This is a genomic window from Flavobacterium plurextorum, from assembly GCF_024638035.1.
GTDB classification, from domain to species: Bacteria; Bacteroidota; Bacteroidia; order Flavobacteriales; family Flavobacteriaceae; genus Flavobacterium; species Flavobacterium plurextorum.
Genome location: NZ_CP100442.1, coordinates 1,456,613 through 1,483,373, shown reverse-complemented (window position 1 = coordinate 1,483,373; position 26,761 = coordinate 1,456,613). Strand labels below are relative to the sequence as shown.

General features: G+C 32.5%; 22 protein-coding genes and 1 tRNA gene. 10 read left to right on the top strand and 13 right to left on the bottom strand.

The features are described 5' to 3' along the window. Positions 1-73: 73 nt before the first annotated feature. On the bottom strand, positions 74-2,260 hold the full coding sequence (locus tag NLG42_RS06860) for a carboxy terminal-processing peptidase (protein WP_089057407.1): 2,187 nt from the start codon (positions 2,258-2,260) through the stop codon (positions 74-76). A 212-nt stretch (positions 2,261-2,472) separates the two neighbouring features. Between NLG42_RS06860 and surE the strand changes: the two genes are divergently transcribed. The 5 genes from surE to NLG42_RS06835 are packed head-to-tail and all read left to right on the top strand — an operon-like array spanning position 2,473 to position 7,252. Then, entirely contained in the window at positions 2,473-3,252 is a 780-nt protein-coding gene (gene surE, locus NLG42_RS06855) for a 5'/3'-nucleotidase SurE (protein WP_089057406.1), read from the top strand. Beyond that, complete coding sequence (locus NLG42_RS06850; RefSeq protein WP_089057405.1) at positions 3,245-3,517, top strand: hypothetical protein; 273 nt, start codon at positions 3,245-3,247, stop codon at positions 3,515-3,517. Before surE ends, NLG42_RS06850 begins: the two co-directional genes overlap by 8 nt. A 36-nt stretch (positions 3,518-3,553) precedes the next feature. Further along, the gene (gene lpxB / locus NLG42_RS06845; RefSeq protein WP_257683329.1) at positions 3,554-4,669 is read left to right on the top strand and encodes a lipid-A-disaccharide synthase; all 1,116 of its coding nucleotides are present in this window, start codon (positions 3,554-3,556) and stop codon (positions 4,667-4,669) included. Positions 4,670-4,679: 10 nt separating this feature from the next. Beyond that, on the top strand, positions 4,680-5,165 hold the full coding sequence (locus NLG42_RS06840) for a C40 family peptidase (protein ID WP_257683328.1): 486 nt from the start codon (positions 4,680-4,682) through the stop codon (positions 5,163-5,165). Positions 5,166-5,215: 50 nt separating this feature from the next. Next, entirely contained in the window at positions 5,216-7,252 is a 2,037-nt protein-coding gene (locus NLG42_RS06835) for a ComEC/Rec2 family competence protein (protein WP_257683327.1), read from the top strand. A 20-nt stretch (positions 7,253-7,272) separates the two neighbouring features. Here NLG42_RS06835 and NLG42_RS06830 read toward each other — a convergent pair whose 3' ends face one another. The 6 genes from NLG42_RS06830 to NLG42_RS06805 form a co-directional block, all read right to left on the bottom strand. Further along, entirely contained in the window at positions 7,273-7,725 is a 453-nt protein-coding gene (locus NLG42_RS06830; protein WP_099717642.1) for a thioredoxin domain-containing protein, read from the bottom strand. A gap of 218 nt (positions 7,726-7,943) precedes the next feature. After that, complete coding sequence (locus NLG42_RS06825; RefSeq protein ID WP_089057400.1) at positions 7,944-8,411, bottom strand: thioredoxin family protein; 468 nt, start codon at positions 8,409-8,411, stop codon at positions 7,944-7,946. Positions 8,412-8,459: 48 nt separating this feature from the next. Next, positions 8,460-9,944, bottom strand: coding sequence for a peptide MFS transporter (locus tag NLG42_RS06820; protein ID WP_257683326.1), 1,485 nt, complete (start codon positions 9,942-9,944; stop codon positions 8,460-8,462). Between the two features lie 14 nt (positions 9,945-9,958). Beyond that, positions 9,959-11,617 carry a peptide MFS transporter gene (locus NLG42_RS06815; protein WP_257683325.1) on the bottom strand — a complete coding sequence of 553 codons (1,659 nt, stop codon included), beginning with the start codon at positions 11,615-11,617 and terminating at the stop codon, positions 9,959-9,961. A gap of 77 nt (positions 11,618-11,694) precedes the next feature. Further along, entirely contained in the window at positions 11,695-13,371 is a 1,677-nt protein-coding gene (locus NLG42_RS06810; RefSeq protein ID WP_089057597.1) for a peptide MFS transporter, read from the bottom strand. 37 nt (positions 13,372-13,408) lie between these two features. Further along, entirely contained in the window at positions 13,409-15,580 is a 2,172-nt protein-coding gene (locus NLG42_RS06805) for a S9 family peptidase (RefSeq protein WP_257683324.1), read from the bottom strand. Between the two features lie 180 nt (positions 15,581-15,760). Here NLG42_RS06805 and NLG42_RS06800 point away from each other — a divergent pair, with 180 nt between their 5' ends. Both NLG42_RS06800 and NLG42_RS06795 read left to right on the top strand, forming a co-directional pair. Continuing rightward, complete coding sequence (locus NLG42_RS06800) at positions 15,761-17,074, top strand: hydroxymethylglutaryl-CoA reductase, degradative (RefSeq protein ID WP_099717645.1); 1,314 nt, start codon at positions 15,761-15,763, stop codon at positions 17,072-17,074. A 91-nt stretch (positions 17,075-17,165) separates the two neighbouring features. Further along, on the top strand, positions 17,166-18,080 hold the full coding sequence (locus NLG42_RS06795; protein ID WP_257683323.1) for a GYDIA family GHMP kinase: 915 nt from the start codon (positions 17,166-17,168) through the stop codon (positions 18,078-18,080). A gap of 197 nt (positions 18,081-18,277) precedes the next feature. On the opposite strand, the gene NLG42_RS06790 is transcribed toward NLG42_RS06795, so the two are convergent. The 6 genes from NLG42_RS06790 to NLG42_RS06765 form a co-directional block, all read right to left on the bottom strand. Beyond that, positions 18,278-20,377 carry a peptidylprolyl isomerase gene (locus NLG42_RS06790; RefSeq protein WP_257683322.1) on the bottom strand — a complete coding sequence of 700 codons (2,100 nt, stop codon included), beginning with the start codon at positions 20,375-20,377 and terminating at the stop codon, positions 18,278-18,280. Positions 20,378-20,486: 109 nt separating this feature from the next. Beyond that, positions 20,487-21,746, bottom strand: coding sequence for a hemolysin family protein (locus tag NLG42_RS06785; RefSeq protein ID WP_089057393.1), 1,260 nt, complete (start codon positions 21,744-21,746; stop codon positions 20,487-20,489). 2 nt (positions 21,747-21,748) lie between these two features. Further along, positions 21,749-21,943 carry a hypothetical protein gene (locus tag NLG42_RS06780; protein ID WP_089057392.1) on the bottom strand — a complete coding sequence of 65 codons (195 nt, stop codon included), beginning with the start codon at positions 21,941-21,943 and terminating at the stop codon, positions 21,749-21,751. Between the two features lie 8 nt (positions 21,944-21,951). Then, the gene (gene lptC, locus NLG42_RS06775) at positions 21,952-22,503 is read right to left on the bottom strand and encodes an LPS export ABC transporter periplasmic protein LptC (RefSeq protein WP_099717647.1); all 552 of its coding nucleotides are present in this window, start codon (positions 22,501-22,503) and stop codon (positions 21,952-21,954) included. A gap of 50 nt (positions 22,504-22,553) precedes the next feature. Beyond that, positions 22,554-23,783, bottom strand: a complete 1,230-nt coding sequence (locus tag NLG42_RS06770; RefSeq protein WP_089057390.1) for a BamG family beta-barrel-assembly machinery protein — start codon at positions 23,781-23,783, stop codon at positions 22,554-22,556. Continuing rightward, the gene (locus NLG42_RS06765; RefSeq protein WP_089057389.1) at positions 23,776-24,510 is read right to left on the bottom strand and encodes a type III pantothenate kinase; all 735 of its coding nucleotides are present in this window, start codon (positions 24,508-24,510) and stop codon (positions 23,776-23,778) included. The genes NLG42_RS06770 and NLG42_RS06765 overlap by 8 nt, the downstream gene beginning before the upstream one ends. Before the next feature lie 103 nt (positions 24,511-24,613). Between NLG42_RS06765 and NLG42_RS06760 the strand changes: the two genes are divergently transcribed. The 3 genes from NLG42_RS06760 (at position 24,614) to NLG42_RS06750 (ending at position 26,709) form a co-directional block, all read left to right on the top strand. Next, positions 24,614-24,686 (top strand) — tRNA-Phe (locus tag NLG42_RS06760). Positions 24,687-24,969: 283 nt separating this feature from the next. Next, complete coding sequence (locus tag NLG42_RS06755) at positions 24,970-26,466, top strand: MFS transporter (protein ID WP_257683321.1); 1,497 nt, start codon at positions 24,970-24,972, stop codon at positions 26,464-26,466. Between the two features lie 12 nt (positions 26,467-26,478). Beyond that, positions 26,479-26,709, top strand: a complete 231-nt coding sequence (locus NLG42_RS06750; protein ID WP_089057386.1) for a DUF6814 family protein — start codon at positions 26,479-26,481, stop codon at positions 26,707-26,709. Positions 26,710-26,761: the final 52 nt, after the last annotated feature.

Genomic DNA, 26,761 nt, shown 5'->3' with positions numbered 1-26,761 from the left:
AACTTACAAAAAACGCTCCATAAATATTAAATCTATGGAGCGTTTTTTAATAACAAATTAATTCTATTGAGAACTAAGATTTTACCAATTTATCCTTTTTCATTTTTGGAGAAACTGTATTTTTCACATAACCTTTTGGCGATTGTAAATCATCTAAAACATTCAAAGCTTCTTCAACATAAACATCTTTAGCCAAAGCTTGATGCCAAACATCTCTTTTCTCTTTCAAAGTTGCGTCGCTGGTCATTTCTGCTTCTTCATAAGGCAGCGATTTGAAAACTAAATTGTTTTTATAATCAGAAATTGGTTTGTATTTTTTTCCTTCATTTTCAACTTGCTCTTGAGTTTCTTTAAAACTCTTAATATTCAAGCTGTATGTGTTTTCTTTATTTTTAACATCAATCCATTTTGCATTATCTTCAATTAATTTAAATTGAGGACTTTGTGCAATTCTATTTTTACTATTCTGAATTGCTTTAGTAAAATTCTCGTTAGAAGTCCAAGTGCTGTAATCAGCTGGATCGATTTTATCCCATGGCATTGCATTATCAATATCGCGCTCTCCCATTTTAAGATAAGCATAACGATCTGGCATAACAACATCGCTGTGAACACCTTCTAACTGCGTAGAACCTCCGTTAATTCTATAGAATTTTTGACCTGTAATTTTCAACGCTCCTAAGTCTCCGTAATTTGCGTTACGAACAAACTGATTCAAATCAAGTACATTTTGAACTGTTCCTTTACCATAAGTTTGTTTACTTCCTATGATAACGCCGCGTTTGTAATCTTGAATTGCCGCAGCCAAAATTTCAGAAGCCGATGCAGAGAAGCTGTTTACCATAATTACTAATGGTCCGTCCCACTCTATTTTTTTATCTTTATCGTATAAAACTTCTTTCTTTTTACCTGCAGATTTTACCTGAACAATTGGTCCTTCTTCAATAAATAAACCCGCAATATCAACAACTGTAGAAAGTGATCCTCCGCCATCATCACGAACGTCAAGAACGATTCCGTTTATGTTTTCTTTTTTCAGTCTTTCTACTTCAAGAGCAATATCTTTTCCTGCATCACGACCGTCTTTGTTTTCAAAATCGATATAAAATTTAGGCAGATAAATAACCCCGTATTTTAGTCCGTCTTTTTCAACAATACTAGATTTTGCATACGTTTCTTCGATTTCGACAACATCTCTAATAATTGAAATAACCTTAATACTTCCGTCTACTTTTTTAACCGTTAGTTTTACTTCAGTTCCTTTGTGTCCTTTAATTTTTTTCACAACATCGTCAAGACGCATCCCAACTACATCAACTGGCTCTTCACTTCCTTGAGCAACTTTCAAGATCAAATCTCCTGCTTCAAGCTGTTTACCTTTCCAGGCTGGTCCGCCAGAAATTAATTCATCGATTTGTGTGAAATCATTTTTCTTAGTTAATCTTGCTCCAATTCCTTCTAATTTTCCACTGATATTTACATCAAAACGATCTTTTTCTTCTGGTGCAAAATAACTTGTATGCGGATCAAAACGAGCCATAATTGAATTCAAATACACTGAGAACCAATAATCTTTATTCAAATCTTTAATGACACTAAAATTGTCATCTAAAGATTTTAAAGAACTATCGCGAGTTTCTTTCTCTAAAGTTTCAAAAGTTTTTTCTTTGTAAGCTGGATCTTTTTTCTTTTTTTCCTCTTCAATTTTCTGTTTTGTAACTAGAGATGAAAGTGTAGATAACTTAATTTGTTTTCTCCATCTTTCATTAATCTCTGTTAAATTTTTCGCATAAGGAAGATGCTCATAATCTGAATTAAAAGTCTCGTCAGTGTTATAATTAAATGGCTGCGCTAAAATCGTTTTGTAACGTTTTTTACTCTCTTCCATTCTTTTCATCAGCCTTGTGTACGTCAAATTAAAAAACGTCAAATCTTTATTCAAAAACTGATCGTCAAGCATTAATTCATATTGCTTAAACTCATCAATATCTGATTGAAGAAAAAACCTTTTAGAAGGATCTAATGCTTCGATATAATCTTTAAAAATACCTTTAGAAAATTCGTCATTTATTTCAGCCGGGCTGTAATGTCCTTTTTCAATAACAAACGCTAGTAATTCTAGAAGTGTTTTATCTCTATTTGGATCCGGATCGCCAGATTTGTCTGCATTTATTTTAAAAGCAAACAAGGTCAGAGACAAGCATAATACGGCTATAAGGATTTTATAATTTCTTTTCATAAACTTAATAATAGCATTCATCAAATTTTTTAATCTAAGTTACGGTAAAAACTATGCCAACATGCCAAGTTCACTATAATTTTTTGTTAAAGATATAAAAATGTTTGATGCGCAAAAGTCTTCCCGAATTTAGTTTACAATTTTTATTTATTTGTTAGCATTCTACCAAAATCTGTTACTACATTTGTTTTAATAAGCTTTAATTTTGATAAATTAAAAATACAAATCACAGCATGAGTACTCAAAAACCTTTAATATTAGTAACAAACGACGACGGAATTCTTGCTCCAGGAATAAGGGCTTTGATAAGTGTAATGGAAACAATTGGCGATGTTGTTGTTGTTGCACCAGACAAACCTCAGAGCGCTATGGGACATGCTATTACCATAAATAACACTTTATTTTTAGACAAAATTTCTAAAGATGGAGATACAATTACAGAATACAGCTGTTCTGGAACGCCTGTTGACTGTGTAAAACTGGCTGTAAATGAAATTTTAAAAAGAAAACCTGACTTATGTGTTTCAGGAATCAATCACGGATCTAATTCGTCTATTAATGTGATTTATTCTGGAACTATGAGCGCAGCTGTTGAAGCAGGAATTGAAGGCATTCAAGCAATTGGTTTTTCTCTTTTGGACTTTGATTGGAATGCCGATTTTGAACCTGTCAAGGCTTTTGTAAAGAAAATAACTTTAGAAACTCTAGCTAACAAACTTCCAGAAGGTGTGGTTTTAAATGTCAATTTTCCAAAACTAAGTCAAAAAGAAATTAAGGGAATAAAAATCTGCCGTCAGGCAAAAGCTTTCTATTCTCAAAAATTTGATAAAAGACAAACTCCATTTGGAAAAGATTATTACTGGCTTACAGGTAAATTTGTAAATGAAGATAAAGGCGAAGATACTGATGAATGGGCACTGGAAAACGGATATATTTCGGTTGTTCCAGTACAATTTGACTTAACCGCTCATCATTCTATGCAGCAACTTAATACATGGAATTTAAATGAGTAAAAAAGATTTTATCATTGGATTTATTATCGGAATCTTGATTTCTCTTCTTGGAAGTCTTTTATTCATTAAAATCTTTACTTCACTTGATCTTTCAACAGGAATTCAAACTATTAAACAGCAAGGTTATTTAGGAAAAGTAATTACGATTGGCACCACTTTAGATCTTGCCGTTTTTCTAATTCTTTTAAACAGAAACAAAGAAATGATGGCAAGAGGCGTAATTTTGGCGGTGATTGTTTTAGCAATTTCAACTCTAATTATTTAAAAAGCTATCTTTGCGCAGCAATAAAAATTGGTTAACATGAAATACTACATAATAGCTGGTGAAGCTTCTGGAGATTTACACGGTTCAAATTTAATGAAAGCATTGTACGAGGAAGATCCTCAAGCTGACATTAGATTTTGGGGCGGCGACTTAATGCAAAAAGCCGGTGGAACACTAGTAAAACATTACCGCGAGTTAGCTTTTATGGGATTTGTTGAAGTTATTTTTAACTTAAAAACCATATTAAATAATATTAAAATCTGTAAAAAAGACATTACTGAATTTCAGCCTGATGTTTTAATTTTTATTGATTATCCCGGTTTTAATATGCGTATTGCAAAATGGGCCAAAGCGCTTAATTACAAAACACATTATTACATTTCTCCTCAAATTTGGGCTTGGAAAGAAAACCGTATCAATGCAATAAAACATGATATTGATAAGATGTTTGTGATTTTACCTTTTGAAAAAAGTTTTTATGAAGACAAACATAATTTTCCTGTTGATTTTGTAGGACATCCTTTGATTGATGCTATTCAGAATCAGCCTTCTTTTAATGAAACTGCATTTAGAACAGAAAACAATCTGGGAGAAAAACCAATTATTGCCGTTTTACCAGGAAGCCGTAAACAAGAGATAACAAAAATGCTGAGTGTGATGCTGAGTGTTGTTGACGATTTTCAAGATTATGAATTTGTTATTGCTGGAGCACCGAGTCAAGATTTTGAGTTTTACCAACAGTTTATAAAAAATAAAAATATAGCATTTGTTTCAAACAAAACATATGACTTACTGCGTTCTTCTACAGCTGCTTTAGTGACTTCGGGAACTGCAACTTTAGAAACAGCTCTTTTTAAAGTTCCAGAAGTTGTTTGTTACAAAGGAAGTTCTATCTCTTACCAAATTGCAAAACGCATCATTACTTTAAAATACATTTCGCTTGTTAATTTAATTATGAATCAAGAGGTTGTAACTGAATTAATTCAAGGTGAATGCAATACAAAACGCATAAAAGAAGAGTTAAACAAATTACTGGAACCTTCTTATCGCGCCAAATTGCTTAACAACTATGATATTTTAGAAGAAAAACTTGGCGGAGTTGGTGCCAGTAAAAAAACAGCTAAACTTATTGTTGCCGATTTAAAAGCCTAATCTTTTTATTTTGAAAAAAATACTTATTTTCCTTCTTCTTTCTTTGCTGTTTGCTTCTTGTAAATCAGCCTCTACTGCTGTGAGCAAAAAAGAATCGAAACGAGAAAATAGATATGTTGTAAATAATTTAATTGAAACGGCAACGGATAATATTGGTGTTAAATACAAAGCTGGAGGAACAACAAAAAGTGGTTTTGACTGCTCTGGACTAGTTTTTACTACATTCGAATCTGAACATATTAAGCTTCCTAGAAGTTCTTTTGAGCAGGCTAAAATTGGGATAATAATAAAATTTAATGATGCTCAAAAAGGTGATTTAATATTTTTTAAAACCACCAGAAGCAAGCAAATTAATCATGTAGGACTAATTGTTGAAGTCAGCTCAAATGAAATAAAGTTTGTGCATTCTTCTACTTCAAAAGGTGTCATAATTTCATCTACCAAAGAACCTTATTACCAAAATTCCTTTGTACAAATCAATCGAGTAATAGAATAACTTTAATATTTTATATTCTTTTTCTTACATAAATTTAATACTTTTAAACCATGAAAGTATTAGATTTTCCTTTAGTTAAAATTACATTATGCTTTATTTCGGGCATAATAATCTCTTATTATTGTCAGCCATCTATCTCAACTGCTTGCACATTTCTTCTTTTTAGCACGCTTCTATTTTGTCTGCTTTATTTTCTAGTAAAAAATAATACAAAAGTAAACTCTTACTTTGGATTAGGCACTTATCTAATTTCATTGTCTACAGGAATATGTGTGTTGATTTTTCACACGGATTCTTTTGACAAGTCGAATTATATACACTCAAAAGAAGCATTCGAGAAACCGCACTTGATAACTTTCATACTTCGTGAAAAACTCAAAAGTAATAATTACAGTGATCGTTACATTGGACTCATCAAAGAAATTGACAACAATGTTTATTCAGGCAAAATAATAGTAAATATTCAAAAAGACAGTTTGCATAATCCTTTGATTATAGGAAATATAATTAGAGTAAAAACCACTTTACAGCGAACTCCTTCTAACAAAAATCCGAATCAATTCGATTATTCTAAATACTTATCAGACAAACAGATATATGCACAATTATACTGCGAAAAATCAGAAATCTCAGTAAGTAAAACAATCAAAAAAGACATTTGGTATTATTGCGGACGTCTGCATTCGACTATTCTAAAAAATCTCGAAAGTGCTCATTTTAATAAAGACGAACTAAATGTTGCGCTTGCATTAATACTAGGTCAGCAGCAAGAAATTTCAGCCGATATAATTAAAGATTATCAATATTCTGGGGCGACACATGTTCTTTCGGTTTCCGGATTACACGTTGGTTTTATAATGCTGTTTATCGCTTTTATTTTAAAACCCATTCCTAACACTCGCAAAGGTTCTGCGATTAAATTAATTTCAATTTTAATATCATTAGCTGGTTTTGCAATAATTTCTGGTTTATCGCCTTCTGTACTGCGTTCAGTTGTAATGTTTAGTTTTGTAGCAATAGGCAATCATTTGCGTCGAAGCGGAAATATTTATCATACTCTCCTAGTTTCTATGTTGCTTATATTACTATTTGAACCTTATTTTTTGTTTGATGTTGGTTTTCAATTGAGCTATTTAGCGTTGTTGTTTATTGTTTGGCTTCAACCGGAACTAAAAAAAATATGGACTCCTAAAAACAAAATATCAATTTATATCTGGGATGCATTAACCGTTTCTTTTGCTGCTCAAATTGGTACTCTGCCTTTATGCCTTTATTATTTTCATCAATTTCCAGGTTTATTTTTTGTAACCAATATTGTTATTCTACCCATTTTATCTTTTATAATGATTGCTGGAATAATTGTTATGATAATTGCCATTTTTATAAGTCCTCCAATATTTCTAGTTGAAATCTTTGAAAAAAGCATTTATCTTCTAAACCTAACTATTCATTATGTTGCCTCGTTCGAATCTTTTGTTTTTCAGAATATAAGCTTTAACTCCTATTATCTGTTTTCGCTTTATTTTCTAATTATCAGCTGTATTATTTGGTCAAAAAACAGGACTTATTCTCATTTTATTGCGTTTGCGCTATCCATAATTTCCCTGCAGTTGTCTTTAATTTATACTAAAAAAGAAATCACAAATCAACACGAATTAATTGTTTACAACGTAAAGAAAAACACGCTGATAACCACAAGAGCAGGAAAAAACATTACATTTTATACTGCAGATACTATTTTAAAATCAAGTACAAGAAACTTTATTCTTAATTCTTATCTAGTAGGAAACTTTGGAATATTGAGTGAACCAAAAAAAATCAAAAACACGCTGTTTTTTAATGGCAAAAAAATTCTCATTATAGACAGCACTGGAATTTACGTTGATAAATTACAACCCGATATTCTAATTTTAACGCAATCTCCAAAAATAAATCTTGATCGAGTTTTAGCAGATCTTCATCCAAAAGTCATTGTGGCAGATGCTTCTAATTCATACAAAATTCAAAAAATATGGGAGGCAAGCTGCGCTAAAAAAAATATCCCTTTCCATGCTACTGCCGAAAAGGGATTCTACAAATTAAACTAAGAAAAACTTAATTAAATTCACTATTCACTTGGGTGCAAAATATTATTAGATTCAGCGATCCATGCTTTTGCACCGCCGGGCTTGTAAGCAATCTTACCTAAAGCACTAAAAGTTGTTTTATTTTTTCTTACTGAAGCTAATGCAAAACAAACTTCAGGAAGATCTTCAACGCCGAAAGCATTTTTCAGCTTAATATTTTGCTCTTTATCAGTAGCTGAAGCTGAAGAATCTGAAAGGTCTAATTTTACTAAAATCACATTATCACGTGACCAAACAGCGAAATCCGGGGTTCTAAAAATTTCATTTTGCAAATTTTCTGGTACACCTGAGGCTGTGAATAAAATTAACATTGGTTTTTTTTGTTCATTACTGATTGCAATAGCATCTGTCATGTTTGTCCGCCAAGCCAGATTTTGCGCCTGCATGAAAAATGAACCTAAAAAAAACAGTAGGATAAGTAGTTTTTTAGTCATAGTAGATTGGTTTTTTGGTTAGTTAAGCGTGACGAAATTAACATAATATTTTAATTATCCAAATTTAATAAACACAAAAAATAAATTATATGTTTTTTCATCAATGATTAAGCAACAAACCATTAATTACTGCCGAAATAAAACCATTTTCTAACTCATAAAAAAACTCCTTACATTGCTGTAAGGAGTCTATATTTATAGGAATCTATTTTTCTTTTTTAGGACTTTTTAGGATGAACAATTTCTTCCGCTACAGTTAACCAAGCTGAAGGTCCGCCCGCAACATAACCTGTTTTTCCCAGACCTTTAAAATTAATTTTTCCGTCTTTAGATTCTGCGCTAGTAAAAAATACGGTAGGAAATCCTTGAATTCCAAAAGCCTGTTGTAATTCATTATTCTGATTTTTCAATTCTGGTGTCTGTGCAACGCTTCTTGGATAATCAAGCTCTACCAAAACAACATTATCAACTGCCCATTTTTTAAATTCAACAGTTTTCAATACTTCATTTTGCAAACGAATACACCATCCGCACCAATCACTGCCGGTAAAGAACATCAACATTGGTTTCTTCTCTTTATTACTTACTGTAATTGCTTCCTTAACATCTGTGTACCACTTTAACTCTTGGGCTTGAGTTGCAAATGCACCAATCAAAAACAATGTTATTAAGAATATCTTTTTCATGTTCTTTTATTTTTTGACAAATTTAATCAAAAAGTCAATAGTAATTAACTATTTAACTTCTTGCATTAATTTTCTAATTAAAGGAGAAATAGCAATTAAAATAACGCCGGCAATAAGCGAATAAATTGCCAATTGATAATAACCTTCTGTATAAGACTGCAATTTAGAAACTAAAGTATCTCCTGTATTTGATCTTGAAATTTCAGCTCCTAATTTCCCTGCTGCCAACTGCCCAAAAGCACTAGCTAAAAACCACAATCCCATCATCATTCCAAACAATCTTTTTGGAGACAACTTTGTAATAATTGACATTCCGATAGGTCCTAAACATAGTTCTCCGATTGTTGTTACTAAGTAAGCTAAAGTGAAAACGTTTAGAGATGCTATACCTTTTGAATCAGCAAAAAATCTGGTAAGATAGAAGATATAAAAAGAGGCTGCTAGAAATAAAAATCCGATTCCGAATTTAATCAATGTATTTGGCTCTATTTTTCGTTTTCCTAACCAAATCCATAACAGTCCAATAATAGGACTTAAAACCACTACAAAAAAGGTATTCGAACTATTATTAACAACATTTGGGTCAATATTAAAGAACAACAATTTATTGTTCAAGTTATCTTTAGCAAAAAGAGATAATGAACCACCACTTTGTTCGTAAATGGAATTAAACAAGAAATAGAAGAATACAAATAGGAAAGCTGCAAAAAGCTTCTTTTGCATTTTTACATCACCAAGTTTAATCAATTCATACACAAAATAAGAAACGGCAACCATACCAATTGTATACATGAAATAATCTGTATAATCAGTATTTTTTACCATTATAAAAATAAACGGCAAACTTAAGATTGATAAAGCATATACTGCTATTTCGCGAATTCGTCTTTTACCAGGCTCTAAGTTCAACAATGGAGAATCTCCAATTGGCCCTAAATATTTTTTAGTGAATAAAAATGTGATTAAACCCAAAAACATTACTATTGCTGCTGACAAAAAGCATAATTGCCAAGAATAATATTTCCCTAAATAAACACATAAAGCACCTCCAAAAAGACCTCCTACATTTATTCCGGCATAAAACATTCCGTAACCAGCATCTCTACGTCCGTCACTTTCGTGATACAATTCTCCAACCATTGATGAAACGTTTGGTTTAAAAAAACCTGTTCCAATAATAGAAAAAGCGATACCATAGTAAAAGAAATCATGAGGAGAAACGGCGATCAGAAGATTTCCAAGAATCATAACGATCCCGCCAAAGAACAATGATTTTTTAAATCCTAAAACTTTATCGGCAAAAATACCTCCAATAAAGGTAAAAGCATATACAAAAGCCTGAATAGCACCGTATTGCAAACTAGCATGATCTTCTTTCAAAAAAAGCTGATCTACCATGAAAATAACAAGAACTCCGCGCATTCCGTAAAAGCAGAAACGCTCCCACATTTCAACAAAAAACAAATACCACAATTGCTTTGGATAGTTGCCCTTAAAATTTTGTATTTCCTCTAAAGTAATCTTTTGCTCCATTTATTTATTTATAATTAATTGATTCCTCTTTCTTTCATCACCTTGTTAAGTTGTTTTACTAAAGCAAACATTAGTACGGTGGCAAACATTAACAATGCAAAATTAACCCAAAAAAAGTTAACTTTATTGTCATACGTATCCCACATACTTGCTAAAACTCCGCTCAACTTATTTCCTATAGAAGTCGACAAAAACCAACCTCCCATCATCAACGAAGTGATATTAACTGGACTTAATTTAGATACTACAGATAATCCCATAGGACTTAAAAACAGTTCTCCAATTGTGATTATTCCGTAATTTGCTACTAGCCACCAAACGCTGACTTTCTCTGTTCCGTTGCCGCCAATTTTCACTGCTGCTATCATAACTAAAACAGACAAGGCTGAAATTAACAATCCAAAAGCAATTTTTGTAGGTGTTGAAGGCTCTTTTTTTCTCGCTCTTAAAAAAGAGAAAAATGCAACAACCAAAGGTGTTAATATGATTACCCAGCCTGGATTAATAGACTGACTTAAGTTTGTAGCCCATAGATGCACTTTACTGCCTTCGGCAGGCAATTTTTCTGGTGCAACATTTCTAAAATACAACGGATAATTCTCCTCTTTTTGAACAACTCCATTTACCTTTTGTAAACGAAACTGATCATCATAAAGCTCTGTTGATTCCTTTTTATATTCGACTTCTTTTGCCAATTTTATTTTACCAACAACTTGACCAGCTGTTCCAGTTACTTCTCTATCTGTATAACGATCTGCCCAAGTAGTAAGTGCTGAACCATTAAGTTTAAAAACACCCCAAAATAAAATTACTACTCCAAAAATAGCTAGTAAAGCTCCTATTGAACGTTTATCTTCTGCTTTGGCTCTAACATAAAGCGATCCATAAAACAAAATAATCGGAATACAAGCAAAAATAAAAGCATCTGTACTGTCCGAACCAAAGATTGAGCTGTTCAAATTAGTCTCTGATCCAACTCCTTTTATCAACCAGCCAATTGCTCCAAAAACAAATGAAGGCAATAAAATAAAAAGGATGATTTTATAAAATGGCATATCGCCTTCCTGCACACCTTTTTTCTGATCGTGTCCTACGTAATGTTTGGTTCCTAATAAAAATACTATCACACCTATAAACATACCTACACCTGCAGCCATAAAAGCCCAATGCCAACCTAAAAGAATCTGCAAAGCAGCACCAAAGAAATTACAAATAAAAGCTCCAACATTTATTCCCATATAGAAAATATTGTAGCCTTCGTCCTTTTTATCTTTATATTCTTCATTGGTATAAAAACTACCTAACAACGTAGAAATATTGGGTTTGAAAAAACCATTCCCAATAATTACCAAAGTCATTGCAATATATAGCACGGTAAGATCATGCACGCCCATTAAGAAGTAGCCAATACCCATTAAAATCCCACCAAAAACAATAGACTTTTTATACCCTAAATATCTATCAGCAACTAAGCCGCCAATAAAAGGAGTAAGAAAAACTAGTGCGATAAAGGTTCCGTATAAATCAGAAGCCTCTTTCTCGGTCATGGCAAAACCACTTTCTACATCTTTAAGATATAAAGTAAAAATTCCAATCATTAAATAGTAACCGAAACGTTCCCACATTTCAGATAAAAACAAATAAGGCAATGCTTTTGGGTGCTTATTCCACATACTTAAAAACGCTTTAAAATTAAAAATACCTACAAGCCTAAACCTGTAGGTAATTTTCTATATATTATTTTGATTAATTATCTAACACCGTGCATCATTTTCTTCAAAAATGGAGTCAATGCAAATAATATGATTGCTGCGATTCCAGTAAGAACAACAAACACCATGAAAAACTCATATAAATTATGAATCTCGAATCCTGCAAAAAAGTGATTTGCAGCACTAATTTGATGTTTGTCTAAAAGAGCCAGCTGCTCAGCTGTTGGAGTTACTGTTTTATCTAAAACTGCTTGAAGATCGATACCTAATTCCTTAGCTTTTGCAAATTTATCTCCTGTTGCCGGCAAAATTGAACCTAAAGTTCCACCTAAAGCATATCCAGAAGCATTAGACAAAAAGAATACTCCATATAACAATGAAGCAAAACGTTTTGGAGATAATTTACCAACTAACGATAGTCCAATTGGAGATAAACACAGCTCTGCACATGTGTTTAAGAAATATAATAAAATAAGCCATTTAATAGCTAATAAACCTGAAGTTCCAATGTATGAAACCTGAGTCGCTATCATAAAGAAACTTATAGAAATAACAACCAATCCAACTGCTAATTTCACTGGAGAAATTGGTTCTTTACCTTTAGCTCTCAAAGTATCCCAAATTATACTAAAAGGAACAGCCAAAGCTACAACGAACAAACCATTAAAAATTTGCACCATAGAAGCTGGCATTTGGAAACCAAAGAAATTACGATCTGTTTGATTATCTGCAATAAAAGTTAATGAAGATCCAGCTTGTTCAAATGCAGCCCAAAAGAAGATAACAAAGAACGAAACTATATAAATTACTATAATTCTATCTCTTTCAATCTTAGTAAGTGATGAATCTGAAACAATTAGTCCTGCTAACGCAATACCACTAGAATAAATTAAAGTATAAATTAAATTCTGCCCTACTACATAATGAAAAAAGAATCCTAATGCAATAAATGCAATTCCCGCAATAGTCAAAGCTTTATTCGAAAAATTAGCTTGCTGCGCTTCTCCTTCTTCAAAATCAGCTGAAACATTTTTCGATGGTAAACCTCCTAAAGGTCTTCCTTCCGGCGATACAACATATTTATTTTTTAAGAAGTAAAAAAGAGTTGTTCCTAAAAGCATAGCGATAGATGCCGCTAAAAATCCCCATTTAAAAGCATGAATATCACGAACACCTCCAGAATCTTTAACATCTCCTAAAATTGGGCAAATGTATTGACCTAAAAATGCTCCTAAATTAATTCCCATGTAGAAAATAGTAAAAGCCGTATCTAATTTTGTCTTTTCTTGTTTAGGATACAAACTTCCCACCATACTAGAAATGTTCGGCTTAAAGAAACCGTTTCCAAAAACGATTACAGCCAATCCAGAATACATTATAGTTTTAGCTAAACCTAAATTTGCGTCAAAAACAGTTGCGCTTGTAAACAACAAAAGCTGTCCAATCGCCATCATCAATCCACCTAATAAAATACAATTTCTGTTTCCAAAAAAACGGTCAGCAATAAAACCTCCCAACATTGGTGTTAAATAACAAAGTCCAAGGAAACCTCCATAAATTAAAGAAGCTTCTTCTTCTTTCATCAATAATGAATTCACAAGAAATAAAGTTAACAAAGCGCGCATTCCATAAAAATTGAATCGCTCCCACATCTCTGTTCCAAATAATACCCAAAGACCTTTTGGATGCGCAGTTTTTACTTGAGTTTCTCCCATATTATTCATTATTATTTTAGGTTAATATATTTTTAGATTATAAATTTTCTTTGATAAAGTTAGTCATTTTATTATAAAGCTGAATTCTGGTTTTGCCTCCAAAAATACCATGATTCTTGTCTGGATAAATCTGAGAATCAAACTGTTTATTTGCTTGAATTAACGCTTCCATCATTTGCATTGAGTTTTGAACATGAACGTTATCATCAGCAGATCCGTGAATCAATAAAAACTTACCTTTTAATTTATCAACGTGATTTATTGGAGAGTTTTGATCGTATCCGCTTGCATTTTCCTGTGGAGTCTGCATGTATCTTTCTGTGTAAACACTGTCATAAAATCTCCAGTTTGTAACCGGCGCAACAGCAATTGCCATTTTAAATACATCATTTCCTTGAAAAATACAATTCGAAGCCATAAATCCGCCATAGCTCCATCCGAAGATTCCAATTCTTGAAGCATCAACATAAGGATAAGCTCCAATTACTTTTGCAGCATCGATTTGATCTTCAACTTCGTATTTCCCTAATTCTTTTTGAGTCACTTTTTTGAAATCAGCACCTTTAAAACCAGTTCCTCTACCATCAACACAAGCTACGATATAACCTTGTTGTGTTAAAGAAGCAAACCAATAATCATCAGAGTTGTTCCAGTCGTTATTTACTTGCTGAGATCCTGGACCAGAATATTGATACATGAAAACAGGGTATTTTTTTGAAGCATCAAAATCTTTTGGTTTCAAAATCCATGCATTCAATTCATTTCCTTTTGCTGTTTTTAAAACAAAAAATTCTTTTGCAGGAAGATTGTATGCTTTCAATTTATCTGAAAGTGCTTGATTGTTTTCTATTACTTGGATTTCTTTTCCTGCTTTTGCCTCATTTAAAGTATAAGTTGTTGGCTGAGAAGCGCTAGAATAAGTAGTGATGAAATATTGGAAATTAGGACTGAAAGTAGCCGCACTTGTTCCTGTTTTTGAAGTTAAACGAGCTTTGTTTTTTCCGTCTAAACCAATTCTGTAAACATCTCTATTGATAGAACCATTTTCTGTAGATTGGTAGAAAATAGTTTTTGTTTTTTCGTCGAAACCGTAGTATGAAACCACTTCCCAGTTTCCTTTTGTAACCTGATTTTTAAGTTTTCCAGTTTTATCATAAAGATAAATATGATTGAAACCGTCTTTTTCGCTTGTCCAGATAAAACTATTATCTTTTAAGAATGTTAAGTTATCCGTAACATCAACATAAGCTTTGTCTTTTTCATTTAAAACCACTTTTGTGGCAGCTGTCGTTCCGTCAACAAACAACAAATCAAGATTACTTTGATGGCGGTTTAAAACCTGAGCTGATAAAGTATTATTATCATTTGTCCACTGCAATCTTGCAATATAAAAGTCATTATAATTTCCTAAATCTACTTTTTTAGACGTATTTCCCGCAGCATCATAAATATGTAATGAAACTACCGAATTTTTTTCTCCAGCTTTAGGATATTTAAACGTTTCAATCGTTGGATATAAATCTTTGTGAAATATCGACATAGAGAATTCAGGAACCTGACTTTCGTCAAAACGAATAAAAGCTATTTTTTTACTGTCTTTACTCCAGTCAAATGCACGTACAAAAGCAAATTCTTCTTCGTAAACCCAGTCAGTGATACCGTTTATAATTGCATTTTTCTTTCCATCAGTAGTTATGGCTGTAGATTTTTTTGATGCTAAGTCGTAAACGTATAAATTATTTTCTTTTGCGTAAGCAATCTTAGTTCCATCAGGAGAAAAAGTTGGCTCTTGAATTTGAAAATCGACAAGTTTTGTTAATGATTTAGAAGCAATATCATATAAAAAATAATCTGCTGTAAAAGAGTGACGGAAGATTTTTTTAGAATTGCAGGCAATTAAAATCTTTTTTTCTGAAGCATCGAAAGTATAGCTGTCAATTCCGTCTGAAAGTGCTTTATGGTTTTTAGTATCTATTAAGTTTGATACTTTTCTTAGAGTTGCAAAGTCATATAAATCGATCTGCATACTCCTATTTACTTGGTCAACATTTAAAACCGTATATTGGTTTGTATTTTTTAAAGATTGCAATGCATCCATCCCTTTTGCCCGAAATGCCCCGCCATAGATGTTTTCAACCGTAATTTTTTGCTGCCCAAAAACTGTCGCAACTATTAACAAAAGCACAACAGTAATTTTACTTGTATTCATCAGAATTATTTTAAATATAAAAAGAGCCCAATTTTAGTAAAAAAAATAAACATAATACACATTTTAAGTGTTAAATGTTAAAAAAAATAACGATTGCGTATTTTCAAGTTTGAAATACATTGCAAACAAAACTCTTAAAATAGTATCTTTGCCACAACAATATTATTTAATATACTGAGAATGAACAACGCTGTTGCCGGATTTTCTAAATTATCCAAAAAGGAAAAAATAAACTGGATTGCAAACGAATATTTTTCAACGCCTGAAGAGGCCCTAAATATTATAAGAAATTACTGGAATTCAGACGAAAAGCTCCAACAATTACATGATGAGTTTATTGAAAACACGATTTCAAATTTATATATTCCACTTGGAGTTGCTCCAAACTTTTTAATAAACGGAAAATATAAAACCATCCCAATGGCAATTGAAGAAAGTTCAGTTGTTGCAGCCGCATCAAAAGCCGCAAAGTTCTGGTCGACACGTGGAGGTTTTAAAACAACAATTATTGATACTGAAAAAATAGGTCAAGTTCACTTTACTTATAGCGGAGATGTTGAAAAACTTCAATCTTTCTTTCAAGAAATAAAACCAAAATTTTTCTCTGACACACAAAGCATTACAAAAAACATGCAGCAGCGTGGCGGTGGAATATTAGATATCCAGTTAAAAGACAAAAGAAGTCTCCTTGAAAATTATTTTCAACTTCACGCCACTTTCGAAACAAAAGACAGTATGGGCGCCAATTTCATAAACTCTTGTTTAGAACAATTTGCATCTACTTTAAAAGAAGAATTTCAAGATTCTGCTTTATTTTCTGATGAAGAAAGCTTGAAAGTAATTATGAGCATTTTATCTAATTATGTTCCAAATTGTGTTGTAAGAGCCGAGGTTTCTTGCCCAATTGAAGATTTAGCCGAAAAACACATTCAAAATCCGCTGGAATTTGCAGAACGTTTTGTACAAGCTGTTCAAATTGCCGAAGTTGAACCTTTTAGAGCGGTTACACACAACAAAGGAATCATGAATGGTGTAGATGCTGTGGTTTTGGCAACTGGAAATGATTTTAGAGCCATCGAAGCCGGAGTTCATGCTTACGCATCAAGAAACGGACAATATTCAAGTTTATCACATGCTAAAATTGAAGACGGAATTTTTACTTTCTGGCTGGAAATACCTTTGGCTTTAGGAACCGTAGGAGGTCTAACATCTCTTCATCCTTTAGTAAAATTGTGTTTAGAAATCCTTCAAAAACCTTCAGCGAGAGAATTAATGGAAATTACTGCCGTTGCTGGTTTAGCGCAAAATTTCGCTGCATTACGTTCTTTAACTACAACTGGAATTCAGGAAGGACACATGAAAATGCACTTAAACAACATCATCAATCAATTTGAAGCTACAAGCGAAGAACGTCATCAAATCAAGTCACATTTCAAGAAAACTGCCGTTTCTCATAGTGCTGTAGTTGAATTTATTGAAAACTTAAGAAAATAATAAAAGCTTCCCGATAATTATCGGAACCTGATATCTGTTGTAAGCTCAAGAACATAGTTTATCATTTTTTATCAGGACTAAAAAACCACGTATGTCAACAACCTTTTACAGCAACGGAAAACTACTTATCTCTGGAGAATATTTAGTTTTAGATGGTGCCGATTCATTTGCGCTTCCAACAAAATTTGGTCAAAATTTAGTTGTCGAAAATAGAGATAATAAAATTATCGAATGGAAAAGTTACGACTACGATCAGGAACTTTGGTTTAAAGACACTTTTACATTTGAGGAAATCACAACCAATGACGATTCAGAAATTGAAACCGTAAGAACAACTTTAATTGATATTCTTCACGAGGCATTCTTACTAAATCCAGATTTCATTACGCAATCTAATGGGTACAAAATCACCACACATCTTACTTTTCAAAAAAATTGGGGACTAGGAACATCTTCTACTCTAATCAATAATATTGCACAGTGGACAAAAGTTAATGCTTTTACACTACTTAAAAACAGCTTTGGAGGTAGTGGTTACGATATTGCCTGTGCTCAAAATAATACGCCGATTCTCTACAAAATAGAAAATAATAGTGTAGAACCAGTTTCATTTAAACCTGATTTTACAAAAAACATTTTCTTTGTTTATCTAAATAAAAAGCAGAACAGCAAAGCGGCAATACATGCTTACAATAGACATAAAGATCAAAATTTAACCAAGAGCGTTGCTGAAAACAATAAAATCACTAAGGCAATCTTGAACGCTAAAACTCTAAAAGAGTTTGAATATGCAGTCGAAAAACACGAAATCCATTTAAGTAATATTCTTGAAATTGAAACTATTAAAGAGGTTGCTTTTCCCGACTTTAACGGCACCATTAAAAGTCTTGGCGCTTGGGGAGGAGATTTTGTAATGGCAGTTTCAGAAGAAAATCCAAAAGATTATTTCACATCAAAAGGATATAATACGATTCTAACATACGACGAAATGATTCTTCAAGAATAGAAACAATAAAGCGAACTAACCGTTTCTTATTTTACACTTTTTGTTCATTCTCTTCATTTAAAATATTATTGCCAAAAACATTTTGTTTATTCTTTACTAATTACAAAACTGGCAGCTTAAAACACTATTAAACAAAAAACCCGAAGTATTCAGTAGAACACTTCGGGTTTTATATTTTCAAATTTAATTACTAAATACTAGTAGTTAAATTGTAATCTGTTGTCTTCAATTTTAGCACTATTTTTTAATGCTGGTAAAATTCTTCCTGCATCAGATGCGCTTTGAGCTTTTACTTTAGCAATATACTCAGCATGATTTGCAAGAGCTGGAGCTTTAACTGTGCTTATGTTTTTCACTACATAAACTCCAGTATTTCCTTCGATTGGAGCAGAAATTTTATTAGCAGCTAAAGCGAATGCATTACCTACAACTTTAGGCTCTTGTCCAACTCCTCCAGGTAAAACTGGATTCTCTAAAGTAACATTAGCAGCTTGTTGTACAGCTACACCAGCACTTTTAGCGATAGCTTCAATACTTGAACCTGTCATTTTAGCTTTCAACATTTCAGCTTTTTTCTTGTTTTTCAAGATTGGCTCAACATAAGGTCTAGCCATAGCAACAGAAACTAAACCAGATTTGTTTTCGCTTTTGTATTGAGCAATTACGTGACCAATATTAGCAATTTCAAAACGTTTTACATCTCCTGTACTAGTTTCTTTGTCAAATGCCCATCTAATGATGTTTCTTTGATTTCCTAACGGACCAAATGCTTCATCCATTGCTTTTGCAGTAACCGGCGCAGCAACTTTTAAACCTAATTCTTTTGCTGTAGCAGCAAAATCTTTATTAGCAGCATCCATTTCAAATTTAGTTGCTAATGTAAATACTTTATCAGAAGTAACTTCAGATGGCTCAATTTTTTGAGCAATTGTAGCTAAACGAATACCGTCTTGTTTATCTGTAATTTTGATAATGTGGAAACCGAATTGAGTTTCTACTAAACCAACTTTTCCAATTCCGTTGTTGAATACAAAATCATTGAATGGTTTTACCATTTGACCTTGACCAAAATATCCTAAATCACCACCTTGTTGTGCAGATGAATCATCAGAGCTTGTAAAAGCAAGCATCATAAAACTATCTGGATTAGCTTGAACTTGAGCTAAAATTTCTTCAGCTTTAGCTTTTGCTTCTTCTTTTGTTCTTTTTTCTTTTGGACTTGGAGTTTGAGATCCTTCGTAACCAATTAAAATATGACTAGCTTTTGCATTAACACCAGCTTTAAATCCTAAAGATTTAGAAATAGCGTAATATCTTCCGTAAACATAAGGACCGTAAATAGAACCAGCTGGTAAGCTGAATAATTTATCAGCATCTACTGCTGGAAGATTGTTTTTAGCAACATAAGTAGAATCGTAAGGAACATCAGAATTTGCGTTTACAAATTCAGCAATGTTTGTAGCATTTTTGAAACCTGGCAATGTATCGTTTTTACCAGTTTTTGCATTATACTCAACTCTTCCGTTTAATAAAGCAGTTAATTTAGCTTTAATTTCAGCTTCGTCTTCTTTTGAAGCTTTATCTTCAACTAAAACATATTGAATCTCACGAGTTGCATCAGCTTTGAATTTTTTCTCGTTTTTCTTCATGTAAGCTACGATTTCATCATCAGAAATTTTCACATCACTATCTTTTATAGATGAATATAAAGCAGCAGCATAAGCAAAGTTTACTTTGTTTGCTTCCATTTCATATTTCAACTTTCCTTCACTAGCAGTTGTGTAAAGTCCAGATTTTACTAAAGTATTGTAAATTTGAAATTTTGCGTTTAACTCAGCATCTTTTTCTTTTTCAGAAATAAATTGAGCTGCTTCAGGATTTGCTTTAAAGTAGTCTTTAAATTTTACTACATCAAACATTCCTGCTGCATTCAAAAACATTGGGTTTTTACCAATATTTGGATCTGCTTTCAAAACTTCAATTAAATGTTTTTCACCAACTCTCAATCCTAATTTATCAAATTGAGTCGACAACAATGCGATTGAAACTTCTTGGTCCCAAACTCTATTTGCAGCTTCAGTGGAAGTAATTCCTTGACCACTTTTTTCAACATTACTAACTTTAACTCTAAAGTCTTCAAATGAAATATCTTTTCCATCGATGCTTCCCACATCTTTTGAACTTTGACTAAATGTTCCTTTACCGATTAGATCTTGTATTATAAATGCAAATAATGCAATTGCAATAACTCCTATCAATAAAGCGGAACGCTGTCTAATTTTTGCTAAAACTGCCATTTTTAATTATCGTTAATTTTATATTCAGTTTGCGAAAATACAATTATCTAGTTAATAACAATACAACTAGGGTTTTATTTTACACAATTTTTTTCAATTACTAAAAAAATCACTCTTTTATTGTCATTTTGACCAACTCGATTTTCTTGTTTGATGCTTGTTCTATCACAAAATGATACTTGTCGATTACAATTTCATCACCTTTTTGAGGAATTTCTTTTGTATGATTTACAATAAATCCGCCTAATGTTCCGTACGAATCTTCTTCAGGAATCATAAGTTTGTAGGTTTCGTTCAAATACTCAACATCCAATCTTGTAGAAAACAAATATTTCCCTTCACCCAATTCCTGCTCAATCAATTCTTCATCTAAGTCGTGCTCATCTTCTATTTCTCCAAAAAGCTCCTCAACAATATCTTCAATAGTAATTATGCCCGAAGTTCCTCCATATTCATCAAGAACAACTGCCACATTTTTTCGCTTTTTTATCAAAATATTCAGTGCGTCTTTTATCAATATTGTTTCTGGAACATACTCCACAGTCATCAAAACTGATTTTATTGTTTTTGGTTTTTTAAACAAGTCAAATGAATGAACATAACCTACAATATCATCTAGAGAATTTTGACTTACGACAATTTTCGAGTATCCTGTTTCGATAAATAACTCTTTAAGATCTTTTATACTGTCAAACAAATCGATATCGACTATTTCTGTTCTTGGAGTCATAATATCACGTGCTTTTACACCTGAAAACTCTAAGGCATTTTGAAAAATCTGAATCTCAGAATCCACCTCTTCATCATCTTCAACCGAACTCATTTGTTCTGTGATATAATTCCCCAATTCAACTTTACTAAAATACAATTGAACTTGATCTCCTTCTGTTTTAAAAAACTTTCTTAAAACAAAGTCTGAAATCCAAATAAAAAAGGTAGACAAATAGTAAAACAGTCTATAAAAAAGATATGCCGGCACAGCAAAAACCTTAATTAGTGTATTGGCATAAATTTGAAAAAAAACTTTGGGAAGAAACTCAGCAGTAATTAAAACTATAAAAGTCGAAATTAAAGTTTGAAGTAAAACTGTTGTCAGGGCAGAAAATTGAAAACCAAAACTTGCTATACAGCCAATAATCAAATCTCCCATATAAAACCCATAAATTACTAATGCTATATTGTTACCAATAAGCATAGAAGCAATAAACTTTGATGGATTCTCTGTAAGTTTAGTTAAAATTTGCGACAAGAAATTATCTTGTTTTTTCTCAATTCCAAGATAAATTTTGTTTGAGGAAATAAAAGCTATTTCCATTCCTGAGAAAAAGGCTGATAGTATTAAACATAATATTATAATACTAATTTCCATTTTTATTGTTTTTTATTACGATCGTCAAATTTCTTGACAAATCTTCTTCTAAAGAAAAACATAAACACAGCCATTCCGGCAATAATCAAACTCATCGGATAACTTTCGTTTCCTTCGTTTAATTTTGTCACACCGTCATAAATAAAGAAAACGGCAAAAACTATGTAAACGTATTGTGTATATTTTAAATAACCCATAATTATATTTATTCATTCGATTCAATTTCGCCGCTTATTCGCTGCGAATTAATCACTTTAAAATCTTTACTAAAATCGATTCCTTGTCCGTAAGAAACTCCTTTAGCATCTGTAAGCTTAAATTTTCTTTCGGTATAAAACCATTCGTTTTTCTGATCAAAATACAGCTGCTCGGTTTCTAAAACCTGACCTTCCTCTGATGTTATTCGCACTTTTCCCTGCAAATCAATTATACTGGTACTTTTATATGAAACGGCATAATTTGATTTTATAAAAGTACGCTTTTGTTTCTTATCGTATAAAGTAACATCAATTCCTTTTGGAAATTCTGTAAACGGGAAGTCAAGGTTAGAATAATCTAACATTTTTGAACTTATCAAAACTCCTGTTATGCGTCCTGAGTCTGTATATTTAATATTTACCGTATCAGCATCACTTGCTGGAACAAACTCAGAGAAGTTGATTTTTTGAACTTCTTTAAAATTGCTTTCACAGCCAAAAAAAAGTGTTACGACAGCAAATACAACAACAGGAACAATATATTTCTTTGGTAAAATCATTCGCCAAATGTAGTAAATTGTAATGAGCTTAAAAAAACATTAGACTATGCTTAATTAAATTTGCTCTTCACAAACCATTTATCATTAAATGAGAAACTCGCACTGAAGTTAACATAGTTTTCCTGAATCAATCCCGCTGACATTGTTCCTCTTTTACCAAATTCAACTCCGATATTTACATTTGAAAAATATCCCGGAATTGGAATTCCAGCACCTAAAGTCATTCCGATGTCGTTTATTGACTCATTATTAACTATTAAGCCTAATTTTTCATATTTCAATCCGGCACGGTAAGTAATTCTGCTCAAGTAACTTGTAAATGAAGTATAATTTGGAATAAAATATCCTCCTAAAGCGTACTTAGCATATTTTTCGTAACGAACATTAGGATTTGCGTTGTAATAATTTGCAAATTCTCCGTTTCCTTGAAAAGCCATTGTTGTTCCTACTAACCATTTTCTAGCTTCACCAATACCAGCTCCAATCGTTAACTTGTTTGGTAATTTTAAATCTTCTGCATCTGGATTATAAACGTAAGGATCTGGATCACCGCTTACTGTAATTTCTCTAGTATTATTAGATCTTAATGTACTTGCAAAAGTGTAATTCAAACTCGTAAACAATGAAACTTTTTTATAAAGTTTTGTTTGATACATTGTACCAATGTTAAAATTCACACCAGATAATTCAGAAGTATTTAACTCTGTAGTCGAGTTTTGCACACCACTTACAGCTTCTATACTTGTTGTTTTAATTGTTCCAAAATTATACTGCATATCGGCACCAATATTCCAGTTTGGTTTAATTTTATATCCTAAACCAACATAAGCTTTATTAATACCTCCTTTACCGCTAAGCTGTGTACTTGTTGCTCCAGGAGTTGCTGTATTATCATTTAAAATTTTATACCCAACTGAAGATAATGGAACTAAACCAAATGAAGCTCCAAATTTTCCCATTGGAATTCCAATCGCCAAATAATCAAAAGTGGCTCTTTGTGCTTTTGCCGATTCTGTATCTGTTTTTAGAGTAGAAGTTCCAAACGATCCCCCAACTGTAAATGTTGTCTGCAATAAACTCGCGTAACTCGCAGGGTTTTCAATATTCAAGTGAATACTATCCTGTTCAACCGCAACTCCTGCCATAGACCTAAATTCCTGAGTTCCTTTAAATCTAGTATCACCAATTCCATAAAAAGAATATGGGGAAGCAGTACCTTGTTGAGCGAATGAAACGAACGATATAAGCAAACAAGCGCTTATTATAATTTTTTTAATCATTGTTGATTTTATATTGAAATGTTTGGTTCAAACTCTCCAAAAGGAAATTTGAATTGGCAAATATGGTATTTTTTAATCGTTTAGCCAAAAAATCTGCATCTCCTCCCGTTAAAATTATTATAAAATTTGAAAAGTTTCCACGATATTCATCGATAAAACCATCAATCTCATAGACGAAGCCGTTTACAACTCCTGAATGAATTGCCTGCATTGTCGTGTTTCCTATATATTGATCTGGTTCTTCGAAAGTCAGCAAAGGCAGTCTGGCTGTATAATTATGCAAAGATTCGTAACGCAGACGAAGTCCCGGAGAAATCGCTCCGCCCAAATAATTATCATTTTCGTCGATGAAATCGTAGGTTATACAAGTTCCAGCATCAACCACTAATCTGTTTTGTTTTGGAAACTGCAAAGTTGCTCCTGCAGCCAAAATCATTCTATCTATTCCTAAAGTTTTTGGTGTTGCATATTTATTATGAAAAGGAAATTTATCTTCATGAGTAAAAAAATGAACATTTAACTGCTCTTCAAAAATCAAAAAAGATTGTTTTTCTACATTTCCTACTGAGGCTACTACCAAATCAGAGCATTTTTGATAGTTGTCTAAAATTTTTTTAATTTTTTTTTCGAGCTCTTTTTTCTCAAAAACAAAACTCTCCAAAACGGCAGTTCCCTCAAAAACAGCTGCTTTAATTCGAGTATTTCCAACATCAACAGTTAAAATCATATTTCCTTTTTGTTTCTGCGAAGATACGAATTGATTTTTTTTTTAAAATGTTTTGGATAAACGAAAAATGATTCTATCTTTGCACCCGCAATGTGCACAGCACGGTACCTTAGCTCAGATGGTAGAGCAATGGACTGAAAATCCATGTGTCCCTGGTTCGATCCCTGGAGGTACCACGAAACCCGAATAGTAATATTCGGGTTTTTTGTTTTTACAACCGCAAAGGTTTGCAAAGTTTTTAAAATTATACTTTTCGAACCTTTGCGGTTTTCTTTGTGTTCTTTGCGGTTAAAAACTTTTCACCTACTCTATTTACAACCTTTTTATTATCAAAAAATAGAAAGCCAACAATTAAGCTATTTTTGTTAAAAAAGTACTGACTGAATAAAAAAATATCTCATATATTCGTAAAATCGTATTTTAACTTTTTATTTATTATCAAAAACACAGAGCGTTTTTATGAGTAAATCTTCTACTAAGGGCATTTGGAAAGTAATTTCTGCCTCTTCCATGGGAACAATGATTGAATGGTATGACTTTTACATTTTCGGAAGTTTAGCCGTTGTAATTTCAACTAAATTTTTCCCAAGCGACAATCCTACTGCAGCGTTTTTATCGACTTTAGCCACTTTTGCCGCTGGGTTTGTTGTTCGTCCTTTTGGGGCATTATTTTTTGGCAGACTTGGTGATATTATTGGCCGAAAATACACTTTCATGGCTACCTTATTATTAATGGGCGGTTCTACTTTTTTAATAGGCTGTATTCCTAGTTACGAAACAATTGGTTTTCTAGCTCCTTTATTAGTTTTAATTTTACGTTTACTGCAAGGATTAGCACTTGGCGGTGAATATGGCGGCGCAGCTACTTATGTTGCAGAACACGCTCCTGCAGGTCAAAAAGGATATTGGACATCTTGGATTCAGACAACTGCAACTGTTGGTTTATTCATTTCATTAATGGTAATTCTGGCCACTAAAAATGTACTTTCGAGCGAAGCTTTTGATTCATGGGGATGGCGTGTTCCTTTTTGGGTTTCTATTGCAATGGTTGGCGTATCTTATTTAATTAGAAAAAACATGGACGAATCTCCTGTTTTTGCTAAAGCTAAAAAAGAAGGAACTACAAGTACAAATCCGCTAAAAGAAAGTTTCGGAAATCGATACAATTTAAAATTTGTTTTGCTGGCATTATTTGGTGCGACAATGGGACAAGGTGTTGTTTGGTATACTGGGCAGTTCTATGCTATGAGTTTCATGAAAACTGTTATGAACATAGATTCATCACAAGTTGATGGATTACTGGGAATTGCTTTATTAATAGGAACACCATTTTTTATTGTCTTTGGATGGCTGAGCGACAAAATTGGAAGAAAGTACATTATGATGACTGGAATGCTTTTGGCTATTTTATTCTATAGACCAATTTACAAAATGATGTACAGTACTACTGATGTAAGTTACAAAACCGAAATCACAGAAAAGACAACACAAAACACTGAAACAACAGCCGACAACAATACAATAACTACAATCTCTAAAACATATACTGACGGAACCACTTATGTAGAAAAAAAGACTGATTTTGCTGATAAAAAAGAATCTCAAAGCAGTATTTCGATCAATATCAATTCAAGCGATGAATGGACTTTGATTTTTCTAGTTTTCATTCAGGTTTTATTTGTTACTATGGTTTACGGTCCGATTGCGGCCTTTTTAGTTGAGATGTTCCCTACTAAAATCAGATACACTTCGATGTCTCTTCCTTACCATGTAGGAAACGGAATTTTTGGAGGTCTGCTTCCTGCAATTTCAACTTATTTTGTAACTCATTCAAAAGCGGCCGGAAAAAGTGATTTTTACCTCGACGGACTTTGGTATCCAATTATCATTGCTTCTGTATGCTTTGTAATTGGAATGATTTATATTGACAACAAAAACAAAACTAACCACCTTTAATAAACCACTATTATGAATGCTATTAAACAAATTTTAGGTGTTTTATGGATTGTACTTTCCATTGCTGCCGCCTATTTCTGCGTATTTGAATTTGGCTTGCCCAAATTGCTCTCAGACAAACAAGACGATTTGGTCTTTGGCATTATTATTCTTTTTATTCTTACGCCGTTAATTGTTTTGGGTCTTGGCACATTTGGCTACTTTGCTTTAATTGGAGAGTACAACGATAAAAAGAAAGCATAATAATCATCTATAAAAAAAGGGCCTTCTATTGCTAGAAAAGCCCTTTTCACTA